This window comes from Streptomyces sp. NBC_01451, assembly GCF_036227485.1.
Taxonomy (GTDB): Bacteria; Actinomycetota; Actinomycetes; order Streptomycetales; family Streptomycetaceae; genus Streptomyces.
This window is the reverse complement of sequence record NZ_CP109479.1, coordinates 8,641,350-8,664,771: the sequence shown is the minus strand read 5'-3', so window position 1 is coordinate 8,664,771 and position 23,422 is coordinate 8,641,350. Positions and strand designations below refer to the sequence as shown.

Here is a 23,422-nt window from a genome sequence, read left to right as displayed (position 1 = left end):
GGCAGCAGGCGCGCACTGTCGGCTGGGAAAGAGCCAGGCCTGATCATGGGGAAGCCGACGCCGAAAGCCCGTGCGATGCGATCCACCAGGAGCGGCTCGTCCCCGGAGGCAGGTCGGCGTGGAGCAGGCCGATCGCGATGCTCATGGTCTGTTGTCACCAGGGGGTGCTGGCTCCCCAGAAGAGGTGACCTGGGTCCTGGCTCAGGGATGTCGGGCAGGTCGCCGGGATGCTGTACCCTCGGCGACTCGAACCCCCGGTAGTCAAATTTGAGGAATGCGGCCACCGCTGTGCAGAGGATTCCCGCGGCAACACCCTCCGAGATCTCCGAACTGGCCCGCTGCTGTGCCGTGTTCGTGCCCGGCGATCCGGCCCGCACCGGCCGGGTCGCGTTCTGGCTGCCCGACGGTGGCACACCGCCCGCCGTGGCCGCCGGAACCGTCGAGGACCTGACCGTGATCCTCCCGGGCGACCAGGGCGTCGAACGGGCGCAGGTGACCGCTGTCATGCTCCCGATGCGTGCGGCGTTGCCGGTCCTCACGCGGGCGCGTGGCGCCGCTCAGGGGCACAGGGCGACGGCGTTCTGGGGTGCGGCTGCCGTTCTCGCCCTGCAACTGGCCGCGCGCGGACTCCTGTTGCCCGGCCTCTCCACGGGGGACCACGACGCCTGGCGGGCCGGACCGCTCGGCGCGGCGGACGTGGAGCGCGTCCGCGAACTCGCCGCCGCGATGCCCCCGGAAGCGCATGCCATGCCGTTGGAGGGCACGGAGCCGCCACGGCTGCCCGACCCGGAGCGACTGCTGCGTGCCTTCCTGGACGCGATGGCAGACGCCCTGCCACGCTCCCCCGCCGCCACGCTGGCCACCGGCGGGGTGGCCTACGCGGTGCGGGAACCTCAGCACGTGCCGGAGCAGCGCGCGTGGGCCGCCGAGGTCGCCGCCGGGCACGACGAGGGAGTGCGCATCTCCCTGCGAGTGGAGGTACCGGGGCTGGCGTCGGCCGGGGAGGACGAGACCTCCCTGCGGTTCCGGGCCGTGCTCCAGGTGCACAGTGTGACCGAGCCCGGGCTGGTGGCGGACGCTGCCGAAGTGTGGGCTCCGGCCGGCGTCCTCGGCCGCGCGTTCGGCCCCCGCGCGCGGATGGCCACCCTGCTCGCGCTGCGCCGCGCGGCGCGCACCTGGCCACCGCTCGCACCTCTGCTCTCCGCTGCCGCACCGGACGCCGTCGAACTGGCCGCCGAAGAGATCACCGAGCTGCTCGGGGAAGGCGCCCGCGCCCTGTCCGCCGGCGGGGTCGAGGTGCACTGGCCCAAGGAGCTGGCCCGCAAACTGACGGCCCGCGCGGTCGTCGGCCCACCCGACGACGACACGGGCCCCGGGAAACCATCGTCGGACACTCCGTCGTTCCTGTCCGCCGACGCGCTGCTCTCCTTCAACTGGTGGTTCGCGCTGGGCGACCAGCAGCTCACGCGCGAGGAGCTGGACCGTCTCGCCGAGGCGAACCGTCCCGTGGTGCGGCTGCGTGACCAGTGGGTCCTTGTCGACCCTCGGGAGGTGCGCCGCGCCCACGCGCAACAGGACCGCAAGATCACCCCCGTCGACGCCCTCAGCGCCGCCCTGACGGGCTCCACGGAGGTCGACGGTCGCCCGGTCGAGGTGCGGCCCACCGGGTGGCTGGCGGCCTTGCGGGACCGCATCTCGGACCCGGACGACCAGGACCCCGTCGGTCAGCCGGCCGCGCTCACCGCCACACTGCGCGACTACCAGCTGCGGGGCCTGAACTGGCTGGCCCGGATGACGTCCCTGGGTCTCGGCTGCTGCCTGGCCGACGACATGGGCCTCGGCAAGACGATCACTCTGATCGCGCTGCATCTGCACCGGCAGACCGACCCGTCGGCGGCGGGGCCCACTCTCGTCGTCTGTCCGACGTCCCTGATGGGCAACTGGCAGCGCGAGATCGAGCGGTTCGCGCCCGGTACGCCCGTACGCCGCTTCCACGGGGCGCGGCGCAGCCTGGAGTCCCTGGCCGACGGCGAGTTCGTACTCACCACGTACGGCACGATGCGCCTGGACGCGCGCCGGCTGGCCGAGGTGCCGTGGGGCATGGTCGTGGCGGACGAGGCACAGCATGTCAAGAACCCGTACTCGGAGACGGCCAGGGAGCTGCGTTCCATCGGCGCACGCGCACGCGTGGCGCTCACCGGCACCCCGGTGGAGAACAACCTGTCGGAACTGTGGGCCATCCTCGACTGGACGACCCCGGGCCTGCTGGGCCGGCTCGGCACTTTCCGCTCGCGGTACGCGCGGGACGTCGAAGGAGGTCAGGACCCGGCCGCAGCCGAGCGTCTGGCCCGGCTCGTGCGCCCGTTCCTGCTGCGGCGGCGCAAGTCGGACCCGGGCATCGCTCCCGAGCTGCCACCGAAGACGGAGACCGACCGTGCCGTGTCGCTCACCAAGGAACAGACAGGCCTGTACGAGGCCGTCGTGCGGGAGACACTCGCGGAGATCTCCGGCGCCGACAACATGGAGCGGCGCGGGCTGATCGTGAAGCTGCTGACCGGTCTGAAGCAGATCTGCAACCATCCGGCGCAGTTCCTCAAGGAGGACCGACCGAAAATCGCGGGACGCTCCGGAAAACTGGAACTGCTGGACGAGTTGCTCGACACCATCCTCTCCGAGGGAGCGAGCGTTCTGGTCTTCACCCAGTACGTGCGAATGGCGCGGCTCCTGGAACGGCATCTGGCGGCGCGCGGAGTGCCCACGCAGTTCCTCCACGGCGGCACGCCCGTCGCGGAACGCGAGGCGATGGTGGAGCGTTTCCAGGAGGGCGAAGTACCGGTCTTCCTGCTGTCCTTGAAGGCCGCCGGCACCGGCCTGAACCTGACCAGGGCCGAGCACGTCGTGCATTACGACCGCTGGTGGAACCCCGCCGTCGAGGCCCAGGCCACGGACCGTGCGTACCGCATCGGCCAGAACCGCCCCGTGCAGGTGCACCGCCTGATCGCCGAGGGCACGATCGAGGACCGTATCGCCGAGATGCTGAACCGCAAGCGGGCGCTGGCCGACGCGGTGCTCGGCTCCGGCGAGGCCGCGCTCACGGAACTGACGGACACCGAACTGGCCGACCTGGTGCGACTGCGGGAGAGCGCGCGATGACTCAGCACAACAGTGACCCGGCCGACGGAGACGAGCACAATGGTGACGACTACGACGGCGAGGGGTACGAGAGTGACGCGTCCGGAGCCGGCCTGGAGCGCACGTTCGCCCCGCTGCCTCCCCCGCGCGGGCGTGGTTTCGCGGAGACGTGGTGGGGGCGTGCCTGGCTGAAGTCGCTGGAGGACGCGGCGCTGGACTCCGAACAGGTGCGGGCGGGCCGCCGGCTTGCGCGCGCGGGCGCCGTGGGCGCCGTGTCGGTGCGCCCGGGACGCATCACCGCCGTCGTCCAGGACCCGGACCGCACCACGCACCGCTCCGACGTCCTGCTGCAGGAGCTGTCCGACGAACAGTGGGACCGTTTTCTGGACATGGCGGTCGAGCGGGCCGGTCATATCGCGGCCCTGCTGGACCGGGACATGCCCCCGCACCTGGTGGAGGACTCCGCTGCCGCCGGAGTCGAACTCCTGCCCGGCATGGGGGATCTGGAGCCGGAGTGCGACTGCGGCGCCTGGGACCACTGCGGTCATACGGCCGCTCTCTGCTACCAGGTGGCGCGGCTGCTGGACCAGGACCCCTTCGTCCTGCTGCTCATGCGGGGACGCGGCGAACACGCCCTGCTGGACGCCGTACACAGCCGTGACTCCGTGCCCGCCGACGAATCCGCCGGGCCGGAGGGCGTGGACGCGGCCGAGGCCTACGCGGCCGGGGACATCCTCCCCGCGCTGCCCGCCCCGCCCCGGCTGCCCGATGCTCCAGGGACACCACCGGCCCTGGACACCGACGTGCCGCCCGCGCCCGGAGTGGACCCCGGCGCGCTGGAGTTCCTGGCCGCGCGGACGGCTGTGGAGGCGCATCGGCTGCTTGCCGAGGCGCTCGGGGCCGGTCATGGACAGCAGCCGGTCGAGGCGGAGCTGACGACGGCTCAGGACGCGGTGCGACTGGCCGTGGACAGTCCCTCGGAGGCCGTTTCGGAGCGACTCGCGCAGGGGTCGGGGCGCGGCCGGGAGCAGTTGGCCGCGGCTGTTCGTGCCTGGGGGTTCGGAGGCGTGGCGGCGTTGTCGGTCCTGGAGGAGGAGTGGACGGTCGAGGGCAAGGTGCTCGCACGCGCGCGTGCCGCGCTCGACTCGGCCTGGGACGAGGACGAGCGGCCGGTGCTGCGGGTGGCGCGCAACCGGTGGACGGTGGTCGGCGCGGGAAGTCAGCTGCGCCTGGGACGTGACGGCCGCTGGTGGCCGTACCGGAAGCAGAGCGGCCGTTGGGTGCTCGCCGGACGGGCGGCTCAGGACCCGGGGACCGCACTGGCCTCGATGGAGCGCATAACCGCGGAGGAGCCGCCTCAGGGCCGGTGAACGTGAAGGGGATGCGGGCGACGGGACAGCGGCACGCACACGTGGACCGCGATCCGCCCGGCCCTCAGGTCAGTGGTGTCGTGAGTTTCCGGGTGTCGGAGCCCAGGTCGGCGGCCAGACTGCACGCGACCTTGTCGATGCCCAACAGGTAGCCCACGGTGTCCGGATACTGCACCAGGCTCCCCCTCACGGCACCGGCGGGCTGTGCTGCCGCCTCGCGTTCCAGGGATGGCCTGCACAGGGCGTAGGCGGCGTTCTTCAGGGCGACGTCCGTCGCGTAACGGCCTTCGAGTTCGGCCACCTTCACGACCTCGGCATCGTGCGGGTCCCCGCACTCGCGCTTCGCGGCCTGTCCGGGCTGGGCGGCGTCGGCGTCGAAGCAGTCGCCGGTTCGCAGCATGTAGTACGGCACTTCGTCGCCGGCCAGCGGGACGAGCGAGTCCAGGTCGCTCGGGAACTCGCTCGGCAGGTCGGTGGGGAACTCGGTCGGAAGCTCGGTGGGGAGCCCGGACGGCAATGTGGGCAGCTTGGTGGGAAGCCTGGTCGGCAGTTCGGTCGGGATGCTGAACGACGGGTCGGGGGTCCGGCCTGAACTCTGGCTGCTCCCGGGCGGGTTCTTGTCCGGGGTGTCGTCGCCTCCGGCGACCATGAGTACCACCGCGACGACGACTCCGACCGCGACGACAGCCGCGAGCAGGATGAACAGCGGGCTCGGACGCCTGCCGGGTCCTCGGTGTCCGCCCGGTCCGTCGGGCGGTTCGGGCGGCATCGGCGGCGGCAGCCAGCCCCCGCCGCCCTGCGTGGGAGGTCCGTGGCCTCCGGGAGGAGGACCGTAGCCACCATTGGCGTTGCCTTCATAGGGAGGGCCGTAGCCTCCCCCGGAGGGCGGGCCGAAGCCACCGCCCGGAGGCGGACTGTCTCCCGGCGGCCCGGGCGGCTGAGGCGGTACGGGCGGCATGGCCATACCGTCAAGACTCGCCGCGAACCGGTCAGCACGCGACCCTCATGCGGAAGTTGATACGGGCTCATGCCATGGACCGCACGATTCCGGAGAAATCCGCGCCAGGCCCGGTCACAGGAGATCCACCGGAGCACAGTTGTATGCACCAGTGACCGGGGACGCCCACCGACGGACAGGCGTCCCCGGTTCGCGATTCAGCCTCGCGCGCCCAGCAGGTGGTCCATGGCCAGCTGGTCGAGCTGTTCGAAGGCCATCCCGCGCGCGGCCGTCGCGTCCACGTCGAACTCCTCGAAGGCCGAGCGGTCCGCGAGCAGGCCCGCCAGACCGTCCGCCGCCGTCTGCTGCGCCAGCTCGTCCAGACGCGAGGCGCGCAGCGCCGCCTGGACCTCCGGGTCGGCGCGGAAGGCGGCCGCACGCTCCTTCAGGATGAGGTAGTTGCGCATGCAGCCGGCCGCCGAGGCCCACACGCCGTCGAGGTCCTCGGTCCTCGGCGGCTTGAAGTCGAAGTGCTTCGGGCCCGCGTAACCGGCGGTCTCCAGGAGGTCGACCAGCCAGAAGGCGGCACGCAGGTCGCCGGCGCCGAAGCGCAGGTCCTGGTCGTACTTGATGCCGGACTGGCCGTTGAGGTCGATGTGGAAGAGCTTGCCCGCCCACAGTGCCTGGGCGATGCCGTGCGGGAAGTTCAGCCCGGCCATCTGTTCGTGGCCGACCTCGGGGTTGACGCCGTACATCTCCGGGCGCTCCAGGCGCTCGATGAAGGCCAGGGCGTGGCCGACCGTCGGCAGCAGGATGTCACCGCGCGGCTCGTTCGGCTTCGGCTCGATGGCGAACTTCAGGTCGTAGCCCTGGGAGATCACGTACTCGCCGAGAAGGTCGAAGGCCTCCTTCATCCGGTCCAGAGCGACGCGTACGTCCTTGGCGGCGCCGGACTCGGCGCCTTCCCGGCCGCCCCAGGCGACATAGGTCTCCGCGCCGAGTTCGACCGCGAGGTCGATGTTGCGGATCGTCTTGCGGAGTGCGTAGCGGCGCACTTCGCGGTCGTTGGCGGTGAACGCGCCGTCCTTGAAGACGGGGTGCGTGAAGAGGTTGGTGGTCGCCATCGGGACGCGCATGCCGGTCGCGTCGAGGGCCTGGCGGAAGCGCTTGATGTGCGACTCGCGCTCGGTGTCCGAGGACCCGAAGGGGATCAGGTCGTCGTCGTGGAAGGTCACTCCGTGGGCACCGAGCTCGGACAGACGCTGCACCGTCTCGACCGGGTCGAGCGCACGGCGGGTGGCGTCGCCGAACGGGTCCCGTCCCTGCCAGCCGACGGTCCACAGGCCGAAGGTGAACCTGTCCTCGGGGGTGGGCTGGTAGTTCATGCCGCGGCTCCTTGCTTGCTCCGACTATTTCGTCATGGCGGTTTACAAATTAGTATGCGGGAGCATCTCTGGGAAGAGACAACGCGTCCCTGAAACGTTTCCCTGAGCAGAGACTGAGGGTGAGGACGGGTCGCCGCGACCCGGACAGGCACCGGAAAACACCAGGCCAGATCCCGCGGAGCCGCGGAAGAGGGAGAACCCGATGTCAGCAGCCGAGGGTCCGCTCGTCGTCGGCGTGGACACGTCGACCCAGTCCACCAAGGCGCTGGTCGTCGACGCGGCCACCGGCCAGGTCGTGGCGAGCGGCCAGGCACAGCACACCGTCACGACCGGGGCGGGCCGCGAGAGCGACCCGCGGCAGTGGTGGAACGCCCTGTGCGAGGCGCTGAGCCAATGCGGTGACGCGGCCCGCGAGGCCGCCGCCGTGTCGATCGGCGGCCAGCAGCACGGGCTCGTCACCCTGGACGCCCAGGGCGAGCCGGTCCGTCCGGCGATGCTGTGGAACGACGTGCGGTCGGCGCCCCAGGCCGACCGGCTGATCGAGGAACTGGGCGGAGCGAAGACCTGGGCGGAGCGCACCGGAAGCGTGCCGGGCGCCTCCTTCACGGTCACGAAGTGGGCCTGGCTGACAGAACACGAGCCGGAGACGATTCGCGCCGTCAAAGCCGTAAGACTCCCCCACGACTACCTCACCGAGCGCCTCACGGGTCAGGGCACCACCGACCGCGGCGACGCCTCCGGCACCGGCTGGTGGGCGTCCGGAACGGAGACGTACGACGCGGAGGTGCTCGCGCACGTGGGGCTCGATGCCGCGCTGCTGCCCCGGGTGGTCCGACCGGGTGAGGTGGCCGGGACCGTGCGTGACGGTCACGGCCTGCCCTTCTCCAAAGGCACCCTCGTCGCCGCGGGCACCGGGGACAACGCCGCCGCCGCGCTGGGCCTCGGGTTGCGCCCCGGCACTCCGGTACTGAGCCTCGGCACGTCGGGCACCGTGTACGCGGTCTCGACGCACCGGCCCGCCGACCCGACCGGCACCGTCGCGGGCTTCGCCGACGCGCGCGGCGACTGGCTGCCGCTGGCCTGCACCCTCAACTGCACGCTCGCCGTGGACCGCGTCGCCGCCCTGCTCGGCCTGGACCGCGAGGCCGTCGAACGCGGCACAGGAGTCACCCTGCTGCCCTACCTGGACGGCGAGCGCACCCCGAACCTGCCGAACGCCTCGGGGCTGCTGCACGGGCTGCGTCACGACACGACCGGCGGACAGCTGCTCCAGGCCGCGTACGACGGGGCGGTCCACTCGCTGCTCGGCGCTCTCGATCTGGTGCTCGACTCGGATGCGGACCGATCGGCGCCGCTGCTGCTGATCGGCGGCGGCGCGCGCGGTAGGGCCTGGCAGGAGACCGTACGCCGGCTGTCGGGGCGGCCCGCCCAGGTGCCCGAGGCCAAGGAGCTGGTCGCGCTCGGCGCCGCGGCACAGGCGGCGGGCCTGCTGACCGGCGAGGATCCGGCCGCGGTGGCCCGGCGCTGGGACACGGCCCGGGGGCCGGTCCTGGACGCGGTGGAGCGGGACCAGGCGACGCTGGACCGGATCTCCGGGGTACTCTCCGACGCATCGCCGCTGCTGGAGCGGGGGACAGACGCCCGCTGACGGCTCCGAGGGGCGAACGGGCGTCGACGGTGCCCAACCGCCGTCCGCCGAAGGACGCCGACGTTCGTCCGTCCACGAACGTCGGCTCACGGACACCCACGGAGGACTGACGGAGGCATGACCGCACCGCTGCACGAGGCCCGTTCGCCCGGCGCCGGCGCCCGGCTGCCCGACACCCAGCAGGGCATGCGCCGCCGCAACCTCGCGCGGGTGATGCACACCGTCAGCGCCGAGGGACCGCTGTCCCGTGCCGGGGTCGCCTCACGCATCGGGCTGACCCGGGCGGCGGTGTCGACGCTCGTGGACGAGCTGATCCGCTCCGGGCTGCTCGAAGAGCTGGGCCCCGAGCGGCCCGGCCGGGTCGGACGCCCCGGGTCGGCACTCGCCGTGAGCGGGCGCGGTCCGGCAGGGATCGGCGCGGAGGTCGGTGTCGACCATCTCGCGGTCTGCGCGGTCGATCTGCGGGGCGCGGTGCGGGCGCGCGCCGTGCGACACGGCGCCAACCGCGGGCGCTCCCCCGAACCGGTGATCGAGGAGCTGACCGGGCTGGTGCGGGAGGTGATCGCCGAGGTGGAGCGCGAGGGCCTGTGGCCGGCCGGCCTCGCGGTCGCCGTGCCGGGGCTCGTGGCCCGCGACGGGCGCACGGTCGTCCGTGCCCCCAACCTCGACTGGCACGACACGGATCTCGGCGCGCTCCTGCCCGCCGGGTTCCCACTGACCGTGGACAACGAGGCGAACCTCGGTGCGCTGGCGGAACTCTGGCTCGGAGACGGCACTCCGTCCGACTTCCTGCATGTGTCGGCCGAGATCGGTATCGGCGCCGCGGTGGTCGTGGACGGGCGGCTGCTGCGTGGAACCCGCGGGTTCGCGGGCGAGTTGGGGCATGTGCCGGTCCGTCCGGAGGGGCCGGAGTGCGCGTGCGGCGGGCGCGGGTGCCTGGAGCAGTACGCGGGCGAGGAGGCGGTGCTGCTGGCGGCGGGAGTCGAGCCGGGCGAGGACCGCGTCGGGCTGCTCGCGGAGCGCGCCGCCCAGGGGGACCCAGACGTACGGCGGGCTCTGGAAGGGGCAGGCACGGCTCTCGGTATCGCGCTGACCGGGGCGGTCAATCTGCTGGACCCCGAGATTGTCGTCCTGGGCGGTGCGCTGTCCGGGCTGGCGCCGTGGCTGCTGCCGTCGCTGGAGGCGGAACTGGCCCGGCGTACGGCGGGGCCCGCCTGTGCGGTGGCGGTGTCGCGGCTGGGCCCCGAAGGTCCCCTGCTGGGCGCCGCGCACTCGGTGGTGCGGGCGGTGCTGGACGACCCGGGGGCCGTGGCGGGGCGGGACTGAAGGGGCCCGACCAGCCTCGATCCACCGCACAGCACGCCGACGTCACCCGTTGGAGTGGCCGAGTTGTCCACAATCGCGCGGTCATCCACCGAAATCCATGGGCTCTTCCTGCCCGACCGCCAAGCGCCGTAGCGTGATCCACGTGAGGCGCGGCCCGCCATGGTGCCGGGTGGTGCGCGCCCTCCGCCGACCTTCCGCAGAACGGAGCTGTGCAGCGATGACCGATCTCAGGATTCTGACCGTGCGCCCCGAACCGGGCGAGTACGCCTGGACGTTCGGCGGCGCGCCTCCCGTCGCGCGAATCGCGCCGGGCACCGTCCTCGACCTGTACACGGAGGACTGTTTCGCCGGACGTGTGCGTTCCGAGAAGGATCTGGTGTCCGAGGTGTGCGAGTTCCCGTTCCTGAACCCGCAGACGGGTCCCTTCCATGTGGAGGGCGCGGAACCGGGCGACACGGTGGCGGTGCACTTCGTGTCCATCGAACCGGCCCGGGACTGGGCGGCGTCCACGACGGTCCCGCTGTTCGGGGCGCTCACGTCCACGCACACCACGGCCACACTGCAGCCGCCGCTGCCGGAGACGGTCTGGATCTGGCAGCTCGACCGGACGCGGCGTACGGCGCTGTTCCGCGCGCGGGACAGCGACATCGAGATCGAGCTGCCCATGGACCCGATGCACGGCACTGTGGGAGTGGCGCCCGCCAACCTGGAGGTGCGGTCAGCGCTGGTGCCCGACGCGCACGGCGGGAACATGGACACACCGGAGATGCGGGCCGGTGTCACCTGCTACCTCGGGGTGAACGTCGAGGGCGCGCTGCTCAGCCTCGGCGACGGTCACGCCCGCCAGGGCGAGGGCGAGACCTGCGGGGTCGCCGTCGAGTGCGCGATGAACACCGTGGTGATCGTCGAGCTGCTCAAGGGAGTCGCCACCCCCTGGCCGCGTATCGAGTCCGACACGCACATCATCTCGACCGGTTCGGCCCGGCCGTTGGAGGACGCGTTCCGGATATCCCAGCTCGACCTGGTGCGCTGGCTGGTGCGGGACTACGGGTTCAGTGAGCTGGACGCCTACCAGTTCGCGACACAGGCCGTCGAGTCGCCGCTGGCCAACGTCTGCGACACCAACTACACCTGCGTGGCGAAGATCCGCAAGGAGTGGCTGCCGGCCCGCGAGACCCATCGCGGGCTGCACGCACAGTTGCGCGAGACGGCGACGGCACTCCAGCGCTGAGCCGAGTCGTTCTCGGACGGCTGCATCCTCCCGGCACACCGACGCGTCTCATCAACGGTAGCCCCCACTCCCCTGCCCCCGTCGAAAGGCATTTCACGCATGGAGCGGACCAGGTCGTTCCCCAGCAGACGGCGGCTGTTGAAGAACTCGGCTCTCGCCGCAGGCTCCTACGCCCTTCTCCCCGCGCCCCGGGTCGCCGCCCAGCCCCGGTCCCTCGACTATCCGCTCGCCACGTGGGAACCGGCGACCACCGCCAACTACACCCCCTCCGACCACCCGGTGTCCCGGGTCCCCGACCTCGTCGTCATCCATGTCACCCAGACCTCCTACGCCAACACCCTGGCCGTCTTCCAGCACCCGGAGAAGAAGGTCTCCGCGCACTACGTCGTGCGGTCCGGCGACGGACACGTGGCCCAGTGCGTACGGGAGCACGACATCGCCTGGCACGCGGGCGACTGGAACCACAACCTGCGCAGCATCGGCATCGAACACGAAGGGTGGGTGGACCGACCCGGTTATTTCACGGAAGCCCTGTACGAGAAGTCGGCGGCACTCACCGCGACGATCTGCACGCGGTACGGCATACCGAAGGACCGTACGCACATCATCGGGCACTACGAGGTTCCCGGTACCGATCACACCGATCCCGGACCGGACTGGGACTGGACGCGCTACATACGCCTCGTCAACACCGCCTGAGCGGGACGGTGGTGCCGTCGGCCGTTCTCCTGGCGTCGAAACGGTTGTCCCCGTCCATCCACAGAGTGACGATGTCACCAGCCGCATCACCTTCCGGGAGGCCCAGTTGACCGATCCATGGGTGGCCCTGGAACAGGGAGCCGACCCCGTCGAACGGGGACGGGTACTGCGCCGCGCGCACGAGACGTTCACCGAGGCAGGGACGGTGACACTGCCGGTACGTTCGGTGGTGGCGGACTCCTGGAGACGTTCCGCACGAGCGGGGGTGGGGCCGGACTGCACGGCGAGCGTGGACCTGACGGACGGCGACCTCGGCGCCTACCGCGCGGAACACCCGCTTGCTCGGGTGATGCCCCTGTTCCGTGAACTCATGGGCACCTTCGCCGCCGACGGCGAGCATCTGCTCGCGGTGTGCGACGCGCAGGGCAGGCTGATGTGGGTCGAAGGACATCCGACCACCAGACGGCAGGCAGGGCGGATCAACTTCGTCCCGGGGGCGCGTTGGGCGGAGTCGGCGGTCGGTACGAACGCGCCGGGTACGGCGGTCGCCGTGGACCGGCCGGTGCAGGTGTTCGCGGCCGAGCACTTCATCCGTCAGGTGCAGCCGTGGACGTGCGCGGCGGCTCCGGTGCACGATCCGCGTACGGGACGGGTGCTGGGTGCCGTGGACATCACCGGCCGGGACGGGCTCGCGCATCCGCACAGCCTCGGGTTCGTGCAGGCGGTGGCGCGGGCAGCCGAGTCCCAGCTGGCGCTGCTCGCCCCGGCCGGCCCTGCCACGGACGTGCTCGAACTGACCGCGCTGGGCCGGGACGAGGCTCATCTGCTGGCCGCCGGGCGTGCGTTGCGGCTCAGTCGTCGGCACAGCGAACTCGTCGTCCTGCTCGCCCGCCACCCGGAAGGGCTGACCGGGGACGAGTTGCTGTGCGCGCTGTACGAGGACGAGTCGGTGACCCCGGTGACGCTGCGCGCCGAACTGGCCCGGCTCCGCCGTGTCCTGGCCCCGGGGTTGCTGGCGTCGCGGCCGTACAGGCTGACGGTGCCGGTCGAGTCGGACATCGGCGTCGTGGAGCGCTCGATCGAGACGGGTGCGGTCACGACGGCGGTGCGGGCCTATGCCGGTCCGCTGCTGCCCGGTTCCCGGGCTCCGGCGGTGGCCCGGCTGCGGCGCAGGCTCACCGACGGCCTGCGCACGGCGCTGGTCGCCCGTCGGGACCCGGACCTGCTGGCCGACTGGGCCCACGCGCCATGGGGCGAGGACGACCTCGCCGTATGGCGTGCGCTCGCGGCGGTGCGGCCGGCGGCGGCCGTACTGGCACGCCTGAACGAACTGGAGTCGGAACAGGCGGCGCCACGGGGTTGGGCACATCGGACCGCCCGGCGCTGACGGTACGCCGGTACCGGAGACCTGGAATGCGGGTCCTCCGGCTCACGTGGGTGTCCGGCACATGTCGGCACGCGCTGCGGCACCCTCGTAGGCTTCACGTGCCCACGGCTGACCCCGTACGCACCCGGCGCCTCCCCGTCCCCAGGCACTCGTGCGCAACCTGTCTGCAACCTCGGCGCTTCTAGCCTCGCGGCGAGAGCGGCCCAACGGCGGGCAGCTCTGCTGAAGGAGGCAGGCCACAGCATGACTCGTTACGCGGCGCCCGGTACCGAGGGCGCGATCGTCTCCTACCAGGCGCGCTACGACCACTTCATCGGCGGCGAGTACGTGCCGCCGGCCCGCGGGCAATACTTCGAGAACCCGAGCCCGGTGAACGGACAGCCGTTCACGGAGATCGCGCGGGGCACCGCCGAGGACGTGGAGCTCGCGCTCGACGCGGCACACGCGGCGGCGCCGGCATGGGGACGTACGTCGGTGACCCAGAGGTCCGACATCCTGCTGAAGATCGCCGACCGGATGGAGGCGAACCTCGAAGCACTGGCGGTCGCCGAGACCTGGGAGAACGGCAAGCCGGTACGGGAGACGCTCGCCGCCGACATCCCGCTCGCCATCGACCACTTCCGCTACTTCGCGGGCGCGATCCGCGCGCAGGAGGGGTCGCTCGGCGAACTCGACGACGACACGGTGGCGTACCACTTCCATGAGCCGCTCGGTGTGGTCGCGCAGATCATCCCGTGGAACTTCCCCATCCTGATGGCGGTCTGGAAGCTGGCGCCCGCGCTCGCGGCGGGCAACGCGGTCGTGATCAAGCCCGCCGAACAGACGCCGGCGTCTCTCCACTACTGGATGAGCCTGATCTCGGACCTGCTGCCGCCGGGTGTCGTGAACATCGTCAACGGCTTCGGGGTGGAGGCGGGCAAGCCGCTCGCGTCCAGTGCGCGGGTGGCGAAGGTGGCGTTCACGGGTGAGACCACGACAGGGCGGCTGATCATGCAGTACGCCTCGGAGAACATCAAGCCGGTCACGCTGGAGCTGGGCGGCAAGTCACCGAACATCTTCTTCGACGACGTGTGGGCGGCGGACGACGACTTCCGCGACAAGGCGCTCGAAGGCTTCACCATGTTCGCGCTCAACCAGGGCGAGGTGTGTACGTGCCCCTCCCGTGCACTGATCCAGCGCGGCAACTACAGCGATTTCCTCCAGGCCGCGGTCGCCCGCACCGAGCTCATCAAACCGGGGCACCCGCTCGACACGGACACGATGATCGGCGCGCAGGCCTCCAACGACCAGTTGGAGAAGATCCTCTCCTATCTGGACATCGGCCGTCAGGAGGGCGCCAGGGTCCTCACGGGTGGCGAACGCATCGAGTACGACGGTGAGTTGAAGGGCGGTTACTACGTCCAGCCGACCATCTTCGAGGGCGACAACCGGATGCGCATCTTCCAGGAGGAGATCTTCGGGCCCGTGGTGTCCGTGACCCCGTTCGACGACTTCGACGACGCGATCAAGACCGCCAACGACACGCTGTACGGCCTCGGGGCGGGCGTGTGGACCCGGGACATGAACACCGCGTACCGGGCGGGCCGCGCGATCCAGGCGGGCCGGGTGTGGACGAACTGCTACCACGCCTATCCGGCGCACGCGGCGTTCGGCGGCTACAAGCAGTCCGGGATCGGCCGCGAGAACCACAAGATGATGCTGGAGCACTACCAGCAGACGAAGAATCTGCTGGTGAGCTACTCGCCGAAGAAGCTGGGCTTCTTCTAGACACAGAAAAAGGGCGCCTGAACAAGGACGATGCCCTTCAGGCGCCCTTCGGGACGCACAACTAATCCGAGATTCGAAACGGGCTCCTACTTCCGATCTCTCCCACCTGTGTCGCCGGTCCGACCAGCAGTTCCGGGCCGTTTCCGGGCCAGAGTCAAGCTACGACACACTGCGCGTCGTCCCTCGGCGCAGCCCACCGCTGCATGGACTCCTCGATCAGCCGGTTGGCCAGGTTGCGCGTTTCGGCCAGGAACTTGGCGTAGTAGCGGAAGAGAACCTGGATGCCCTGCCCGGCGCGGCGTGCGCACTCCGCCGGGTCGACTCCGGAGGCCGGCCAGAACGAGATGCCGATGTTTCAGTCGGCGGCAGCCCGACAGGCGGGAGGCTGGGGAGGCCGCGCGGTGCCTGCCGGCTCCGCGCGGCCTCCCGCCGAATTGGACATGACGGTTTCCCGGTCGTCCGGCCCTCCACCGACTACTGCGCGAATGTAGTGGCAGGCCGTTTTGGATGGATTCGGTCATGGCAGGTATCGCAGGCCACAACGGCCCTGCGACGCCGGTGCGGAATTACCCGCGCCCGGTCAAAGGCCGCCATCCGGAATGTGCGAGGTCGGCGAGAGCACGGACATGACGCACTGGCACATTGCCCTCGCTCTCGCAGATATCGCAGATATCGCAACTGTCCGTCAGAGTCTCGCGATGGGTTCCTTCTGTGGATACTCCACCCGGACCGGCTGACGGTCGGCGATTTCCGCCGGCCTCTGCCGCTGGAGTGGGATCCCACCGAACCGTGCCACCAGCGGCTTCCCGCTCTTCCGATGCTTATGGCAAGCCCCCGTGGCAGGCCCTCGTAGCGGAATGGGCTCAGAACATGGTGTTGTCGTTGAGGGGAGGGGTCGACGGCACGTCCTGGACGGAGTCCCAGTGTTCGAGGATCTTGCCGTGCTTGCCGACGCGGAAAATGTCCACGACGGCCTGGCCGCGGTCCTCGGGGTTGAGGCGGTAGTGGGCGTGGATCGCCACGAGGTCGCCTTGGGCGATGACGCGCTTGCGTTCCACGATCAGGTTCGGGAACTGCTGGAAGAAGCCGGTGAACTGCTCGCGCAGGCCGGCCGAGCCGTTGGGGATGGTCGGGTTGTGCTGGTAGTACTCCGGCGTCAGGTACCTGACCGCTTCGGGGTTCTTGTCGACGAGGAGGGTGTCGAAGTAGGCGGTGGCCACCTTCTGGCTGAAGGCGGTCATCCAGCGGGGGCCGGGCTGGTTCGTGCGCGGCCGGCTGACCGTGCCGAACATGTCGTTGCCGTTGACGGTGGTCGCCGGTACGTCCTGGACCACGTCCCAGTGCTCGGCGATCATGCCCTTCCTGTCGAAGCGGAAGATGTCGACCACGGACGAACCGCGGGTGCCGGGTTCGTAGACCGGGTTGGAGTGGACCATGACCAGGTCACCCTGGGCGATGACCCGCTTGACGTTGTACACGTGGTCCGGGAACCGCGCGTGCCAGTCACGGATGAAGTTCTTGATGGCCTCCCGGCCGTCGGGGGCCATCGGGTTGTGCTGGATGTAGTCCGCACGGATGTACTGGTCGGCGACCTTGAGGTTGCCCTCTTCGAAGAGCTGCCTGAGTACGCGGACGGCGACGCGCTTGTTGCGCTCCTCGGCGTGGGGGTTCGCCTGCCGGGAGTCCGCGACGGTCAGGGAGGAGGCGGGAGCGGACGCCGTGGCGGCGGGCACGAATACGGCCATGGATCCGATGGTCGCCGTGGCCAGCAGAGCGGCGACGGTCCTCCTGGACAAGTGGGTCTTGCTCATGACGGTGTTCTCCAATACGGATGCGATGAGCGATGCGTTACGTGATGGCTGTGGGCGGTGGAATCACCCGGGGCTGAAGGCGAGGAGGAACTCGACGGTCCCCTCGTCCTCGACGGCGATCCCACCGAAGTTCGGTGCGTCGACGCCGTAGTCGGCGAAGGTGACGGGGATCGAGCCGTTCACGCGGAAGCCGTCGGCGGCGCGCTGGGCGTTGAGGTCGAACGTGACGGAATTGGTCTCGCCGTGGATGGTCAGATCCCCCGTGGCCTCGCCGGTGACCTGTTCGCTCCCGTCCGGCACCGAGCCGAAGTCCACGGGCTCGGTGAGCTCGAAGACGGCATTGGGGTACCGCTCCGTGTTCATGATCCGGCCGCGGAACTGGCCGTCGCGTTGGTCGGAGTCGCTCCGCACCGAGGCCAGGTCGACGGTGAAGCTCCCGCTCACAGCCCGGGTGCCCTCGATCTCCAGCTCTCCGGTGACCTCTTCGGTACGGCCCACGGCCGTGACGTTCTGGCCGAAGAGCACCTCGTCGACGCGGTAGCCGGCCTGCGAGCCGCTGCCCACCCGCCACGCGCCCTCGACGCCCTCCGGCGCCTGCTCGCCGGAGCCGGAGGTGGTCTCCGGCCCGTTCGGCGGACTGTCGAGTGACAGCGCGGCTGGTGGGTCGTCCTGGACGTAGTTGATGTAGACGTACGGGCCTCCGACGCCCACGAGGGCTGCGGCGGCAACGCCGACGATCAGCCAGCGCTTCCAGCGTCTGGGGGTGGTGCGTGCCATTGGTTCCTCCGGGATACAGATGATCGGGTCATTGATCTTGAAAGTTCAAGTATTGGGTCAGAAAGCACCCTGGGCCATGAATGCCGTGGGGTCAGCCGTGGGCTGTGAGGGAGACGTGCTCCCACTCGGCCCAGGTGGCCAGCTTGCGCGCGTAGTGGTCCTTGGCCAGCTGGATCGGCGGCCTGCCGAAGAACACCCGCAGCGGCGGGTTCTCGGCATCCACGATCGTCAGCAGGGCGGGACCGACGGCCTTCGGATCGCCCATGTCGGACAGGTCAAGGCCCTCGGCGAGGGCCTGGCGGACTCCGTCGTAGAGCGGGTCGGGCTCGGAGTTGACCGCGGAGGCGCCGGGCCAGTCGGTGGGATAGGGGCCGGGCTCGACCAGGGTGACCTTGATGTTCTGCCCGGCTACCTCGGCGGCCAGGGCCTCGGACAGCCCCTCCACCGCCCACTTGGAGGCGGCGTAGACCCCCAGACTCGGGAAGGAGAGCACGCCGCCGACGGAGGAGACCTGGACGATGTGGCCGCCGCCCTGGGCGCGCAGCAGCGGCAGCGCGGCCTGGGTGACCCACAGCACGCCGAAGAAGTTCGTTTCCATCTGGTCGCGTGCCTCGGCCTCGGTCAGCTCCTCGACCATGCCGAAGTGGCCGTAGCCGGCGTTGTTGACGACGACATCGAGTCGGCCGAAGTCCGCGTGGGCCTTGTGGACCGCGTCGAACGCGGCGGTCTTGTCGGTGACATCCAGGGGCAGTGCGAGCAACTGCTCGCCGTAGGCGATCGCGAGGTCCATCAGGGACTCCGTGTTCCGTGCGGTCGCGGCGACCCTGTCTCCGCGATCCAGCGCGGCTTCGACGAACGAGCGGCCGAAGCCGCGGGACGAGCCGGTGACGAACCAGGTCTTGGACACGAGAACCTTCCAGTGGGGAAAGGGAGTTGATGGAGTGGGAGGTCAGGCCAGGAGCAACTCGGAGACCTGCCACAGGAGCGCGGCCGCCTCCGGGTCCACGGCGTGCGCGGCGACCCCGGTGTTGGTGCCGGGCCGGTGCGGTTCGGCCTCGTCGCAGTCCTCGAAGTACCGGCCGGTGACACCGTCGACCACGGGCGACGCGGCCAGCAGCACCGAGGTCGCGGCGCCCTGCTCCACCGTCTTGAGGGACAGCTCGGGCGGCTGCGTCCCCTCACCGATCAGGGCCTGGAGGTGGTCCCCGAACTGCGCCATCTCGGCATCCCCGACATGACGCATCAGGTTGGTCCGGATCCCGCCGGGCATCAGCGCGTTGACCGCGATCCCGTCGTCGGACCAGCGTCGGCCGGCTTCGACCGCGAACAGCACGTTGGCCGTCTTGGACTGCCCGTAGGCGAGCCACGGGTCGTACGGCCGCTCGGTGAAGTGGAGGTCGTCGAAGACGACGGGTGAGAAGAGGTGTCCGCTGGAGCTCACCGACACCACGCGCGCACCGCCGGCCGCCGCGAGAGCGCCGTGCAGCCCGGTGGCGAGGGCGAAGTGCCCCAGGTGGTTGGTGGCGAACTGCAGTTCCCAGCCCTGCGGCGTCCGGGTCTCCGGAGTCGCCATCACGCCCGCGTTGTTGACGAGGATGTGCAGTGGCCCCTGCCATGCGGTCACGAACGCCCCGACGGACGCCGGATCGGTCAGATCCAGGGAGGCGACCGTCACCGCCTCGGAGCCGGTGGTGATCTTGACGTCCTCCGCGGTGCGGCGGCCAGCGGCCGTGTCCCGCACGGCGAGGACGACCTGCGCGCCGGCCCCGGCGAGCGCCCGGGCGGTCTCCACACCGATGCCGGAGGCGGCTCCGGTGACGACGGCACGGCGGCCGGTGAGATCCGTGCCCGCGATGACGTCGGCGGCCGTGGATCCGGCATGGAAGGAGGTGGTGATACGTGTGCTCGTGGTCATGTCCGCACGTGCTCCCGGTTTGCTACGATCGAAAAATCGGAGGCTCCTCCGTTTTGCTTGAACCTTAAGCGGAGGGCCCTCCGATTGTCCAGGAGGAAGGAATGCCGTGACCGGCAACACACGCGGACTGCGTGCCGACGCGCGCCGCAATCGGCAACGCCTGCTCGACGTGGCCGTAAGCGCCTTCTCCGAGCGGGGCACGGACGCGTCGCTCGAGAGCATCGCCAGAGAGGCCGGTGTGGGCATCGGCACTCTGTACCGGCACTTCCCCACCCGGGAGGCCCTGCTTGAGGCCGCATACCGCAACGAGGTCGCGCGGGTCTGCGACAGCGCCGAGGAACTACTGACTCAGTACCCGCCCGACCAGGCGATGCGAGTGTGGATGGACCGGTTCATCGACTATCTGACCACCAAGCAGGGCATGGCGGACGCACTGAAGGCCGTCATCGCCTCCGGTGACTCGGACCCGTTCACCGAGAGCCTGGACCGAATCAGCACGGCCATCAGCACGCTACTGAAGGCCGGGGCCGAGGCGGGCGTCCTGCGCTCCGACGTCGACCCCCTCGACGTCGGCTTCAGCCTCGGCGGCATCCTGCTGATCACCACCGACATGGGGCTGCGCGACCGCGCGGGCCGCATGCTCGATCTACTCCTCGACGGACTCCGCCACCGCACGGACTGAACTGGAGACCGCCTGCGACTGGGCGTACACATCAGCCGTTTCGACCACTTCGACGGCCCGACCACCCCATCGGCCCGGCCGCCCTCGGACCCGGGCCGGCCGCGGCATGTGCGGTCACGGAGGAGGCCGGCATCAGCCGGCTCTCCGTCATGAGGACCACTACTTCCAGATGGAGGAGTACGGGCTCACCGCGAACGAGCCGTGCTGGAGGGCTGCACCACCCTTGGCCATCTCGCGGCCCACACCTCGACGACCCGACTCGGGCCGCTCGTCACAGAGGTGACATACCGTCATCCGGACTGCTCGCCAAGATCGTCACCACACTCGACGTACTCTCCGGCGGCCGGGCCTCCCCCGGACTCGGCACAGCCCGGTGCCAACGTGAGCACACCGGCGCCAGAGTGCCGTTCCCCCCGACCGGCGAGCGCTTCGAGCGACTGGAGGAGAGCCGGCGCGCCTGCAAGCAGATGTGGACTGCTGCCGCAAGGTCGCGGCGACGACCTCGTCGCCCGAATGCGCCCGAGTCCCTGGAATCGCGACCTGGGCGGGCGCCACCGCGTTGACCGTGACCCGGCACTCGCCCAGCTCGCGCTCCATCACCCGGGCCATGCCGATGAGCGCGCCCCTTCCCGGCCACGTAGGCGATCTGGCCCGGCGCGCCGGTGAAGTAGATGCGGGATGCCACATTGGAGACGCGCCCGCGGTACGGGCTCTCGCGCAGCCACGGCGCGCACGCCTGCGTGAGCCGGGGGCATGGCGGCCTGGCAATAGGCGTTGTCGCCCGGGCCGTGGACGCCACCGGTGAAGGTGACCCGGTACGGGCGTTTCGGCGTGACACGGCGGGCGATGGTGAAGCCGGCCGCGTCCTCGTTGTGCATGCCGTTGACGACCCGGGCGCTCAGGCGCCGGCTCAGACCGTGGTCGGTGCTCAGGTCCGAAGAGCAATGGGCGGTGAGGTCGGCACGGGGCCAAGGCGGTGGACTGCGGCGGTGGACCGCCCTCGGCTGCCTCAGCTCCTGCCTGAACGGCATCACTTTGCAGGAAGGTGAGCCCGGCGGCTATTCTCATACTCAACAATACGACTAGGTGCCTAGTTGTTTAGCCATGGCCGTGTGCCACTTCTACCAGCAGCGTTGACGAGAGGCGGTCGGCCCCGTGTCGAGCAGTGGGTATCTGCGCTATGTCGCCCTGGGCGACAGTCACACCGAGGGGCTCGGGGACGGCGACGACGTCCGTGGTCTTCGGGGCTGGGCGGACCGGCTCGCCGAGCAGGTCGCCCGCCACAGCCCCGGCCTGCTCTACGCCAACCTCGCGGTGCGCGGCCGTAAGGCCGGTCAGGTGCGCGCCGAGCAGCTGGCTCCGGCTCTCGCGATGCGGCCCGACCTCGCCACCGTGGTGGCCGGGGTCAACGATGCGTTGCGCCCGGGCTGCGACCTCGACGAGGTGGCCGGCCATGTCGAGGCGATGTTCGCCGCTCTCACCGCGCAGGGTGCCACCGTCGCGACCCTCATGTTTCCCGATGTCGGGCGTATCACGCCGCTGGCCCGACCGATCGGTCACCGTGTTCTCGCACTCAACGCGCGTATCCGGGATGCCGCCGACCGCCACGGTGTGGTGGTGGCGGAGACGGCCGCTCACGCGGCGGCGACCGATCCGCGGTTGTGGAGTGCTGACCGGCTGCACGCCGGCCCACTGGGACACGCGCGCATCGCGGCTGCCGCGGCCCAGGCGCTCGGCCTGCCGGGCAGCGACGGCAAGTGGACCCTTCCCCTTCCGGCCGAGGGGACAGACGTCTCCGCCTGGAGGACCGTGGGCGCCGAACTGCGCTGGGCCGGCACCTTCCTCGGCCCTTGGGTCGGCCGCCGCATTCGTGGCCGCTCCTCCGGCGACGGCCGCCAGGCCAAGCGGCCGGCGCTACTTCCGGTGGCCGCGCCCACCGGGGACACCTCCCCAGCCGCATGAGGCTCCGCCCGCGACGACGCCGACGGCTCCTCCTGCTGCACTTCCCTCTTCCTCGTACCGGAGCTGGAAATGAGTAACGCCCACCCCTTCCGCGTCCTGCGCGCGAAGCGTCTGTGGATCGTCAACGGCGTCATCGTGGGCTTCGTGGCACTGCTGTTCACGGTGTTCTACGTCGGCGCCAACATCGACCCCGCCGGTCACCTGCACAATCTGCCCGTCGGCCTGGTCAGCGCCGATGAGGGGTCGAAGGTCGGTGGCAAGCAGACCGACCTCGGTGCACAGATCACCCAGTCGATCAAGAAGTCGTCCCAGGGCGGAGACAGGATCGACTGGAAGCTGATGGACGAGAAGGAGATGAAGGAGGAACTGGGCAAGGGCAAGCTGTTCGGCGCGCTCGTCGTGCCCCGCGACTTCACCGCCACTGTCGCCGCCCTCACCGGCTCCGGGGCGGTCGGCAAGCCCGTCCGCCCCACACTCACCGTGCTGACCAACCAGTCCGCCGGCAGCGTGGGGTCGAGCATGGCGCGGCAGGCCACGACGACGGCCGCGCAGTCGGCCTCCGCTCAGGTGGGTGAACAGCTGACCGCTCAGGCCGAGGCCGCACAGGCCCAGCTGCCCGCTGCCGCGCGCCTGCTGCTGGCCGACCCGGCGGTCGTGCAGATCGAGGACGGGCATCCGCTCGACTCGCACAGCGGCCTCGGTCTGAGTGCCTTCTACTACTCCCTCGTCCTCGTCGTCTGCGGCATGCTCGCCGCCAACGTCATCAGCGGCCAGGTGGACCACGCCCTCGGCTACACCCACAGCGACATGGGCCCGCTGCGGGTCCACAAGCCGCTGCTGCGCGCGACTCGCGTCCAGACCCTGTCCATCAGTAGCACGCTCATGATCGGTCTGTCCCTGCTCATGGGCAGCCTGGCCCTGGCCGGTGCAGTGGGCATCATGGGCATGGACGCCTCCCACCTGCCCCTGCTGTGGCTCTTCTCCGTGTGCACGATCGCGGTTGTCGGCATCGGCGGGCTCGGACTGCTCGCTGTGTTCGGCACGCCGGGGATGCTGTTCATCACGATCTTCTACATCGCCATGGCAGTACCGACGTCCGGCGCCACGGTCCCCCTCCAAGCCCTCCCCGGCTTCTACCGCGTCCTCGGCGAGTTCGAGCCCCTGCGCCAGATCACAGGCGCCGTCCGCTCCATCCTCTACTACGACGCCCAGGCCGACGCGGGTCTGACCCGGGGCTGGGTGATGCTGGGCGTGGGACTCGCGGTCGCCGGCCTCTTCGGCTTCGGCGTGACCCGGTTCTACGACCGCAAGGGACTGCATCGCATTCCCGCCGACGAGGAACCGCGGCCGGTCCTCACCCGGGCATAGTCCGAGCGCCGGTGGGGGGTGGGGG

17 protein-coding genes are annotated in these 23,422 nt (G+C 70.5%); 11 read left to right on the top strand and 6 right to left on the bottom strand.

Translation table 11 applies throughout. The features are described from left to right. Window positions 1-288 precede the first annotated feature (288 nt). Window positions 289-3,153, top strand: a complete 2,865-nt coding sequence (locus OG595_RS38150; RefSeq protein WP_329280259.1) for a DEAD/DEAH box helicase — start codon at window positions 289-291, stop codon at window positions 3,151-3,153. Next, a complete protein-coding gene (locus tag OG595_RS38145; protein WP_329280257.1) occupies window positions 3,150-4,502 on the top strand; it encodes an SWIM zinc finger family protein in 1,353 nt (450 codons plus the stop codon). The genes OG595_RS38150 and OG595_RS38145 overlap by 4 nt, the downstream gene beginning before the upstream one ends. A gap of 64 nt (window positions 4,503-4,566) precedes the next feature. Here OG595_RS38145 and OG595_RS38140 read toward each other — a convergent pair whose 3' ends face one another. Further along, window positions 4,567-5,271 (bottom strand): hypothetical protein, encoded by a 705-nt coding sequence (locus OG595_RS38140; RefSeq protein ID WP_329280256.1) that lies wholly within the window; start codon window positions 5,269-5,271, stop codon window positions 4,567-4,569. Between the two features lie 386 nt (window positions 5,272-5,657). Continuing rightward, a complete protein-coding gene (gene xylA / locus OG595_RS38135) occupies window positions 5,658-6,824 on the bottom strand; it encodes a xylose isomerase (RefSeq protein ID WP_329280254.1) in 1,167 nt (388 codons plus the stop codon). Between the two features lie 202 nt (window positions 6,825-7,026). On the opposite strand from xylA, the gene xylB reads away from it, so the two are divergent. From xylB to exaC, 6 genes are all read left to right on the top strand, one after another. Further along, window positions 7,027-8,472: a xylulokinase gene (gene xylB / locus OG595_RS38130; RefSeq protein WP_329280251.1), complete on the top strand. Its 1,446-nt coding sequence runs from the start codon at window positions 7,027-7,029 to the stop codon at window positions 8,470-8,472. Window positions 8,473-8,589: 117 nt separating this feature from the next. After that, window positions 8,590-9,798: an ROK family transcriptional regulator gene (locus OG595_RS38125; protein ID WP_329280249.1), complete on the top strand. Its 1,209-nt coding sequence runs from the start codon at window positions 8,590-8,592 to the stop codon at window positions 9,796-9,798. Window positions 9,799-10,015: 217 nt separating this feature from the next. Continuing rightward, window positions 10,016-11,029 carry an acetamidase/formamidase family protein gene (locus OG595_RS38120; protein ID WP_329280247.1) on the top strand — a complete coding sequence of 338 codons (1,014 nt, stop codon included), beginning with the start codon at window positions 10,016-10,018 and terminating at the stop codon, window positions 11,027-11,029. Between the two features lie 99 nt (window positions 11,030-11,128). Further along, window positions 11,129-11,728 carry an N-acetylmuramoyl-L-alanine amidase gene (locus OG595_RS38115; protein WP_329280245.1) on the top strand — a complete coding sequence of 200 codons (600 nt, stop codon included), beginning with the start codon at window positions 11,129-11,131 and terminating at the stop codon, window positions 11,726-11,728. Window positions 11,729-11,834: 106 nt separating this feature from the next. Further along, entirely contained in the window at window positions 11,835-13,115 is a 1,281-nt protein-coding gene (locus OG595_RS38110) for a GAF domain-containing protein (protein ID WP_329280243.1), read from the top strand. Between the two features lie 243 nt (window positions 13,116-13,358). After that, entirely contained in the window at window positions 13,359-14,882 is a 1,524-nt protein-coding gene (exaC, locus tag OG595_RS38105; RefSeq protein ID WP_329280240.1) for an acetaldehyde dehydrogenase ExaC, read from the top strand. Window positions 14,883-15,745: 863 nt separating this feature from the next. Here exaC and OG595_RS38100 read toward each other — a convergent pair. The 4 genes from OG595_RS38100 to OG595_RS38085 all read right to left on the bottom strand — a co-directional run bounded on the left by OG595_RS38100 (window position 15,746) and on the right by OG595_RS38085 (window position 19,385). Then, window positions 15,746-16,693: a nuclear transport factor 2 family protein gene (locus tag OG595_RS38100; RefSeq protein ID WP_329280238.1), complete on the bottom strand. Its 948-nt coding sequence runs from the start codon at window positions 16,691-16,693 to the stop codon at window positions 15,746-15,748. Between the two features lie 63 nt (window positions 16,694-16,756). After that, a complete protein-coding gene (locus tag OG595_RS38095; protein WP_329280236.1) occupies window positions 16,757-17,470 on the bottom strand; it encodes a YceI family protein in 714 nt (237 codons plus the stop codon). 91 nt (window positions 17,471-17,561) lie between these two features. After that, window positions 17,562-18,377: an SDR family oxidoreductase gene (locus tag OG595_RS38090; protein ID WP_329280234.1), complete on the bottom strand. Its 816-nt coding sequence runs from the start codon at window positions 18,375-18,377 to the stop codon at window positions 17,562-17,564. A gap of 42 nt (window positions 18,378-18,419) precedes the next feature. Further along, a complete protein-coding gene (locus OG595_RS38085) occupies window positions 18,420-19,385 on the bottom strand; it encodes an SDR family NAD(P)-dependent oxidoreductase (protein ID WP_329280232.1) in 966 nt (321 codons plus the stop codon). A gap of 106 nt (window positions 19,386-19,491) precedes the next feature. Here OG595_RS38085 and OG595_RS38080 point away from each other — a divergent pair, with 106 nt between their 5' ends. The 3 genes from OG595_RS38080 (at window position 19,492) to OG595_RS38070 (ending at window position 23,397) form a co-directional block, all read left to right on the top strand. Next, the gene (locus OG595_RS38080) at window positions 19,492-20,067 is read left to right on the top strand and encodes a TetR/AcrR family transcriptional regulator (protein ID WP_329280230.1); all 576 of its coding nucleotides are present in this window, start codon (window positions 19,492-19,494) and stop codon (window positions 20,065-20,067) included. Between the two features lie 1,155 nt (window positions 20,068-21,222). Continuing rightward, on the top strand, window positions 21,223-22,029 hold the full coding sequence (locus tag OG595_RS38075; RefSeq protein WP_329280227.1) for an SGNH/GDSL hydrolase family protein: 807 nt from the start codon (window positions 21,223-21,225) through the stop codon (window positions 22,027-22,029). A gap of 69 nt (window positions 22,030-22,098) precedes the next feature. Continuing rightward, window positions 22,099-23,397 carry a DUF3533 domain-containing protein gene (locus OG595_RS38070; protein WP_329280225.1) on the top strand — a complete coding sequence of 433 codons (1,299 nt, stop codon included), beginning with the start codon at window positions 22,099-22,101 and terminating at the stop codon, window positions 23,395-23,397. Window positions 23,398-23,422: the final 25 nt, after the last annotated feature.

Bases quoted from the DNA above. Each gene is read 5' to 3' on its own strand.
- OG595_RS38115 (WP_329280245.1), top strand. From the start codon at position 11,129: ATGGAGCGGACCAGGTCGTTCCCCAGCAGACGGCGGCTGTTGAAGAAC.
- OG595_RS38125 (WP_329280249.1), top strand. From the start codon at position 8,590: ATGACCGCACCGCTGCACGAGGCCCGTTCGCCCGGCGCCGGCGCCCGG.
- exaC (WP_329280240.1), top strand. From the start codon at position 13,359: ATGACTCGTTACGCGGCGCCCGGTACCGAGGGCGCGATCGTCTCCTAC.
- OG595_RS38140 (WP_329280256.1), bottom strand. From the start codon at position 5,271: ATGCCGCCCGAACCGCCCGACGGACCGGGCGGACACCGAGGACCCGGC.
- OG595_RS38120 (WP_329280247.1), top strand. From the start codon at position 10,016: ATGACCGATCTCAGGATTCTGACCGTGCGCCCCGAACCGGGCGAGTAC.
- OG595_RS38095 (WP_329280236.1), bottom strand. From the start codon at position 17,470: ATGGCACGCACCACCCCCAGACGCTGGAAGCGCTGGCTGATCGTCGGC.
- OG595_RS38085 (WP_329280232.1), bottom strand. From the start codon at position 19,385: ATGACCACGAGCACACGTATCACCACCTCCTTCCATGCCGGATCCACG.
- OG595_RS38070 (WP_329280225.1), top strand. From the start codon at position 22,099: ATGAGTAACGCCCACCCCTTCCGCGTCCTGCGCGCGAAGCGTCTGTGG.
- xylA (WP_329280254.1), bottom strand. From the start codon at position 6,824: ATGAACTACCAGCCCACCCCCGAGGACAGGTTCACCTTCGGCCTGTGG.
- OG595_RS38145 (WP_329280257.1), top strand. From the start codon at position 3,150: ATGACTCAGCACAACAGTGACCCGGCCGACGGAGACGAGCACAATGGT.
- OG595_RS38100 (WP_329280238.1), bottom strand. From the start codon at position 16,693: ATGAGCAAGACCCACTTGTCCAGGAGGACCGTCGCCGCTCTGCTGGCC.
- xylB (WP_329280251.1), top strand. From the start codon at position 7,027: ATGTCAGCAGCCGAGGGTCCGCTCGTCGTCGGCGTGGACACGTCGACC.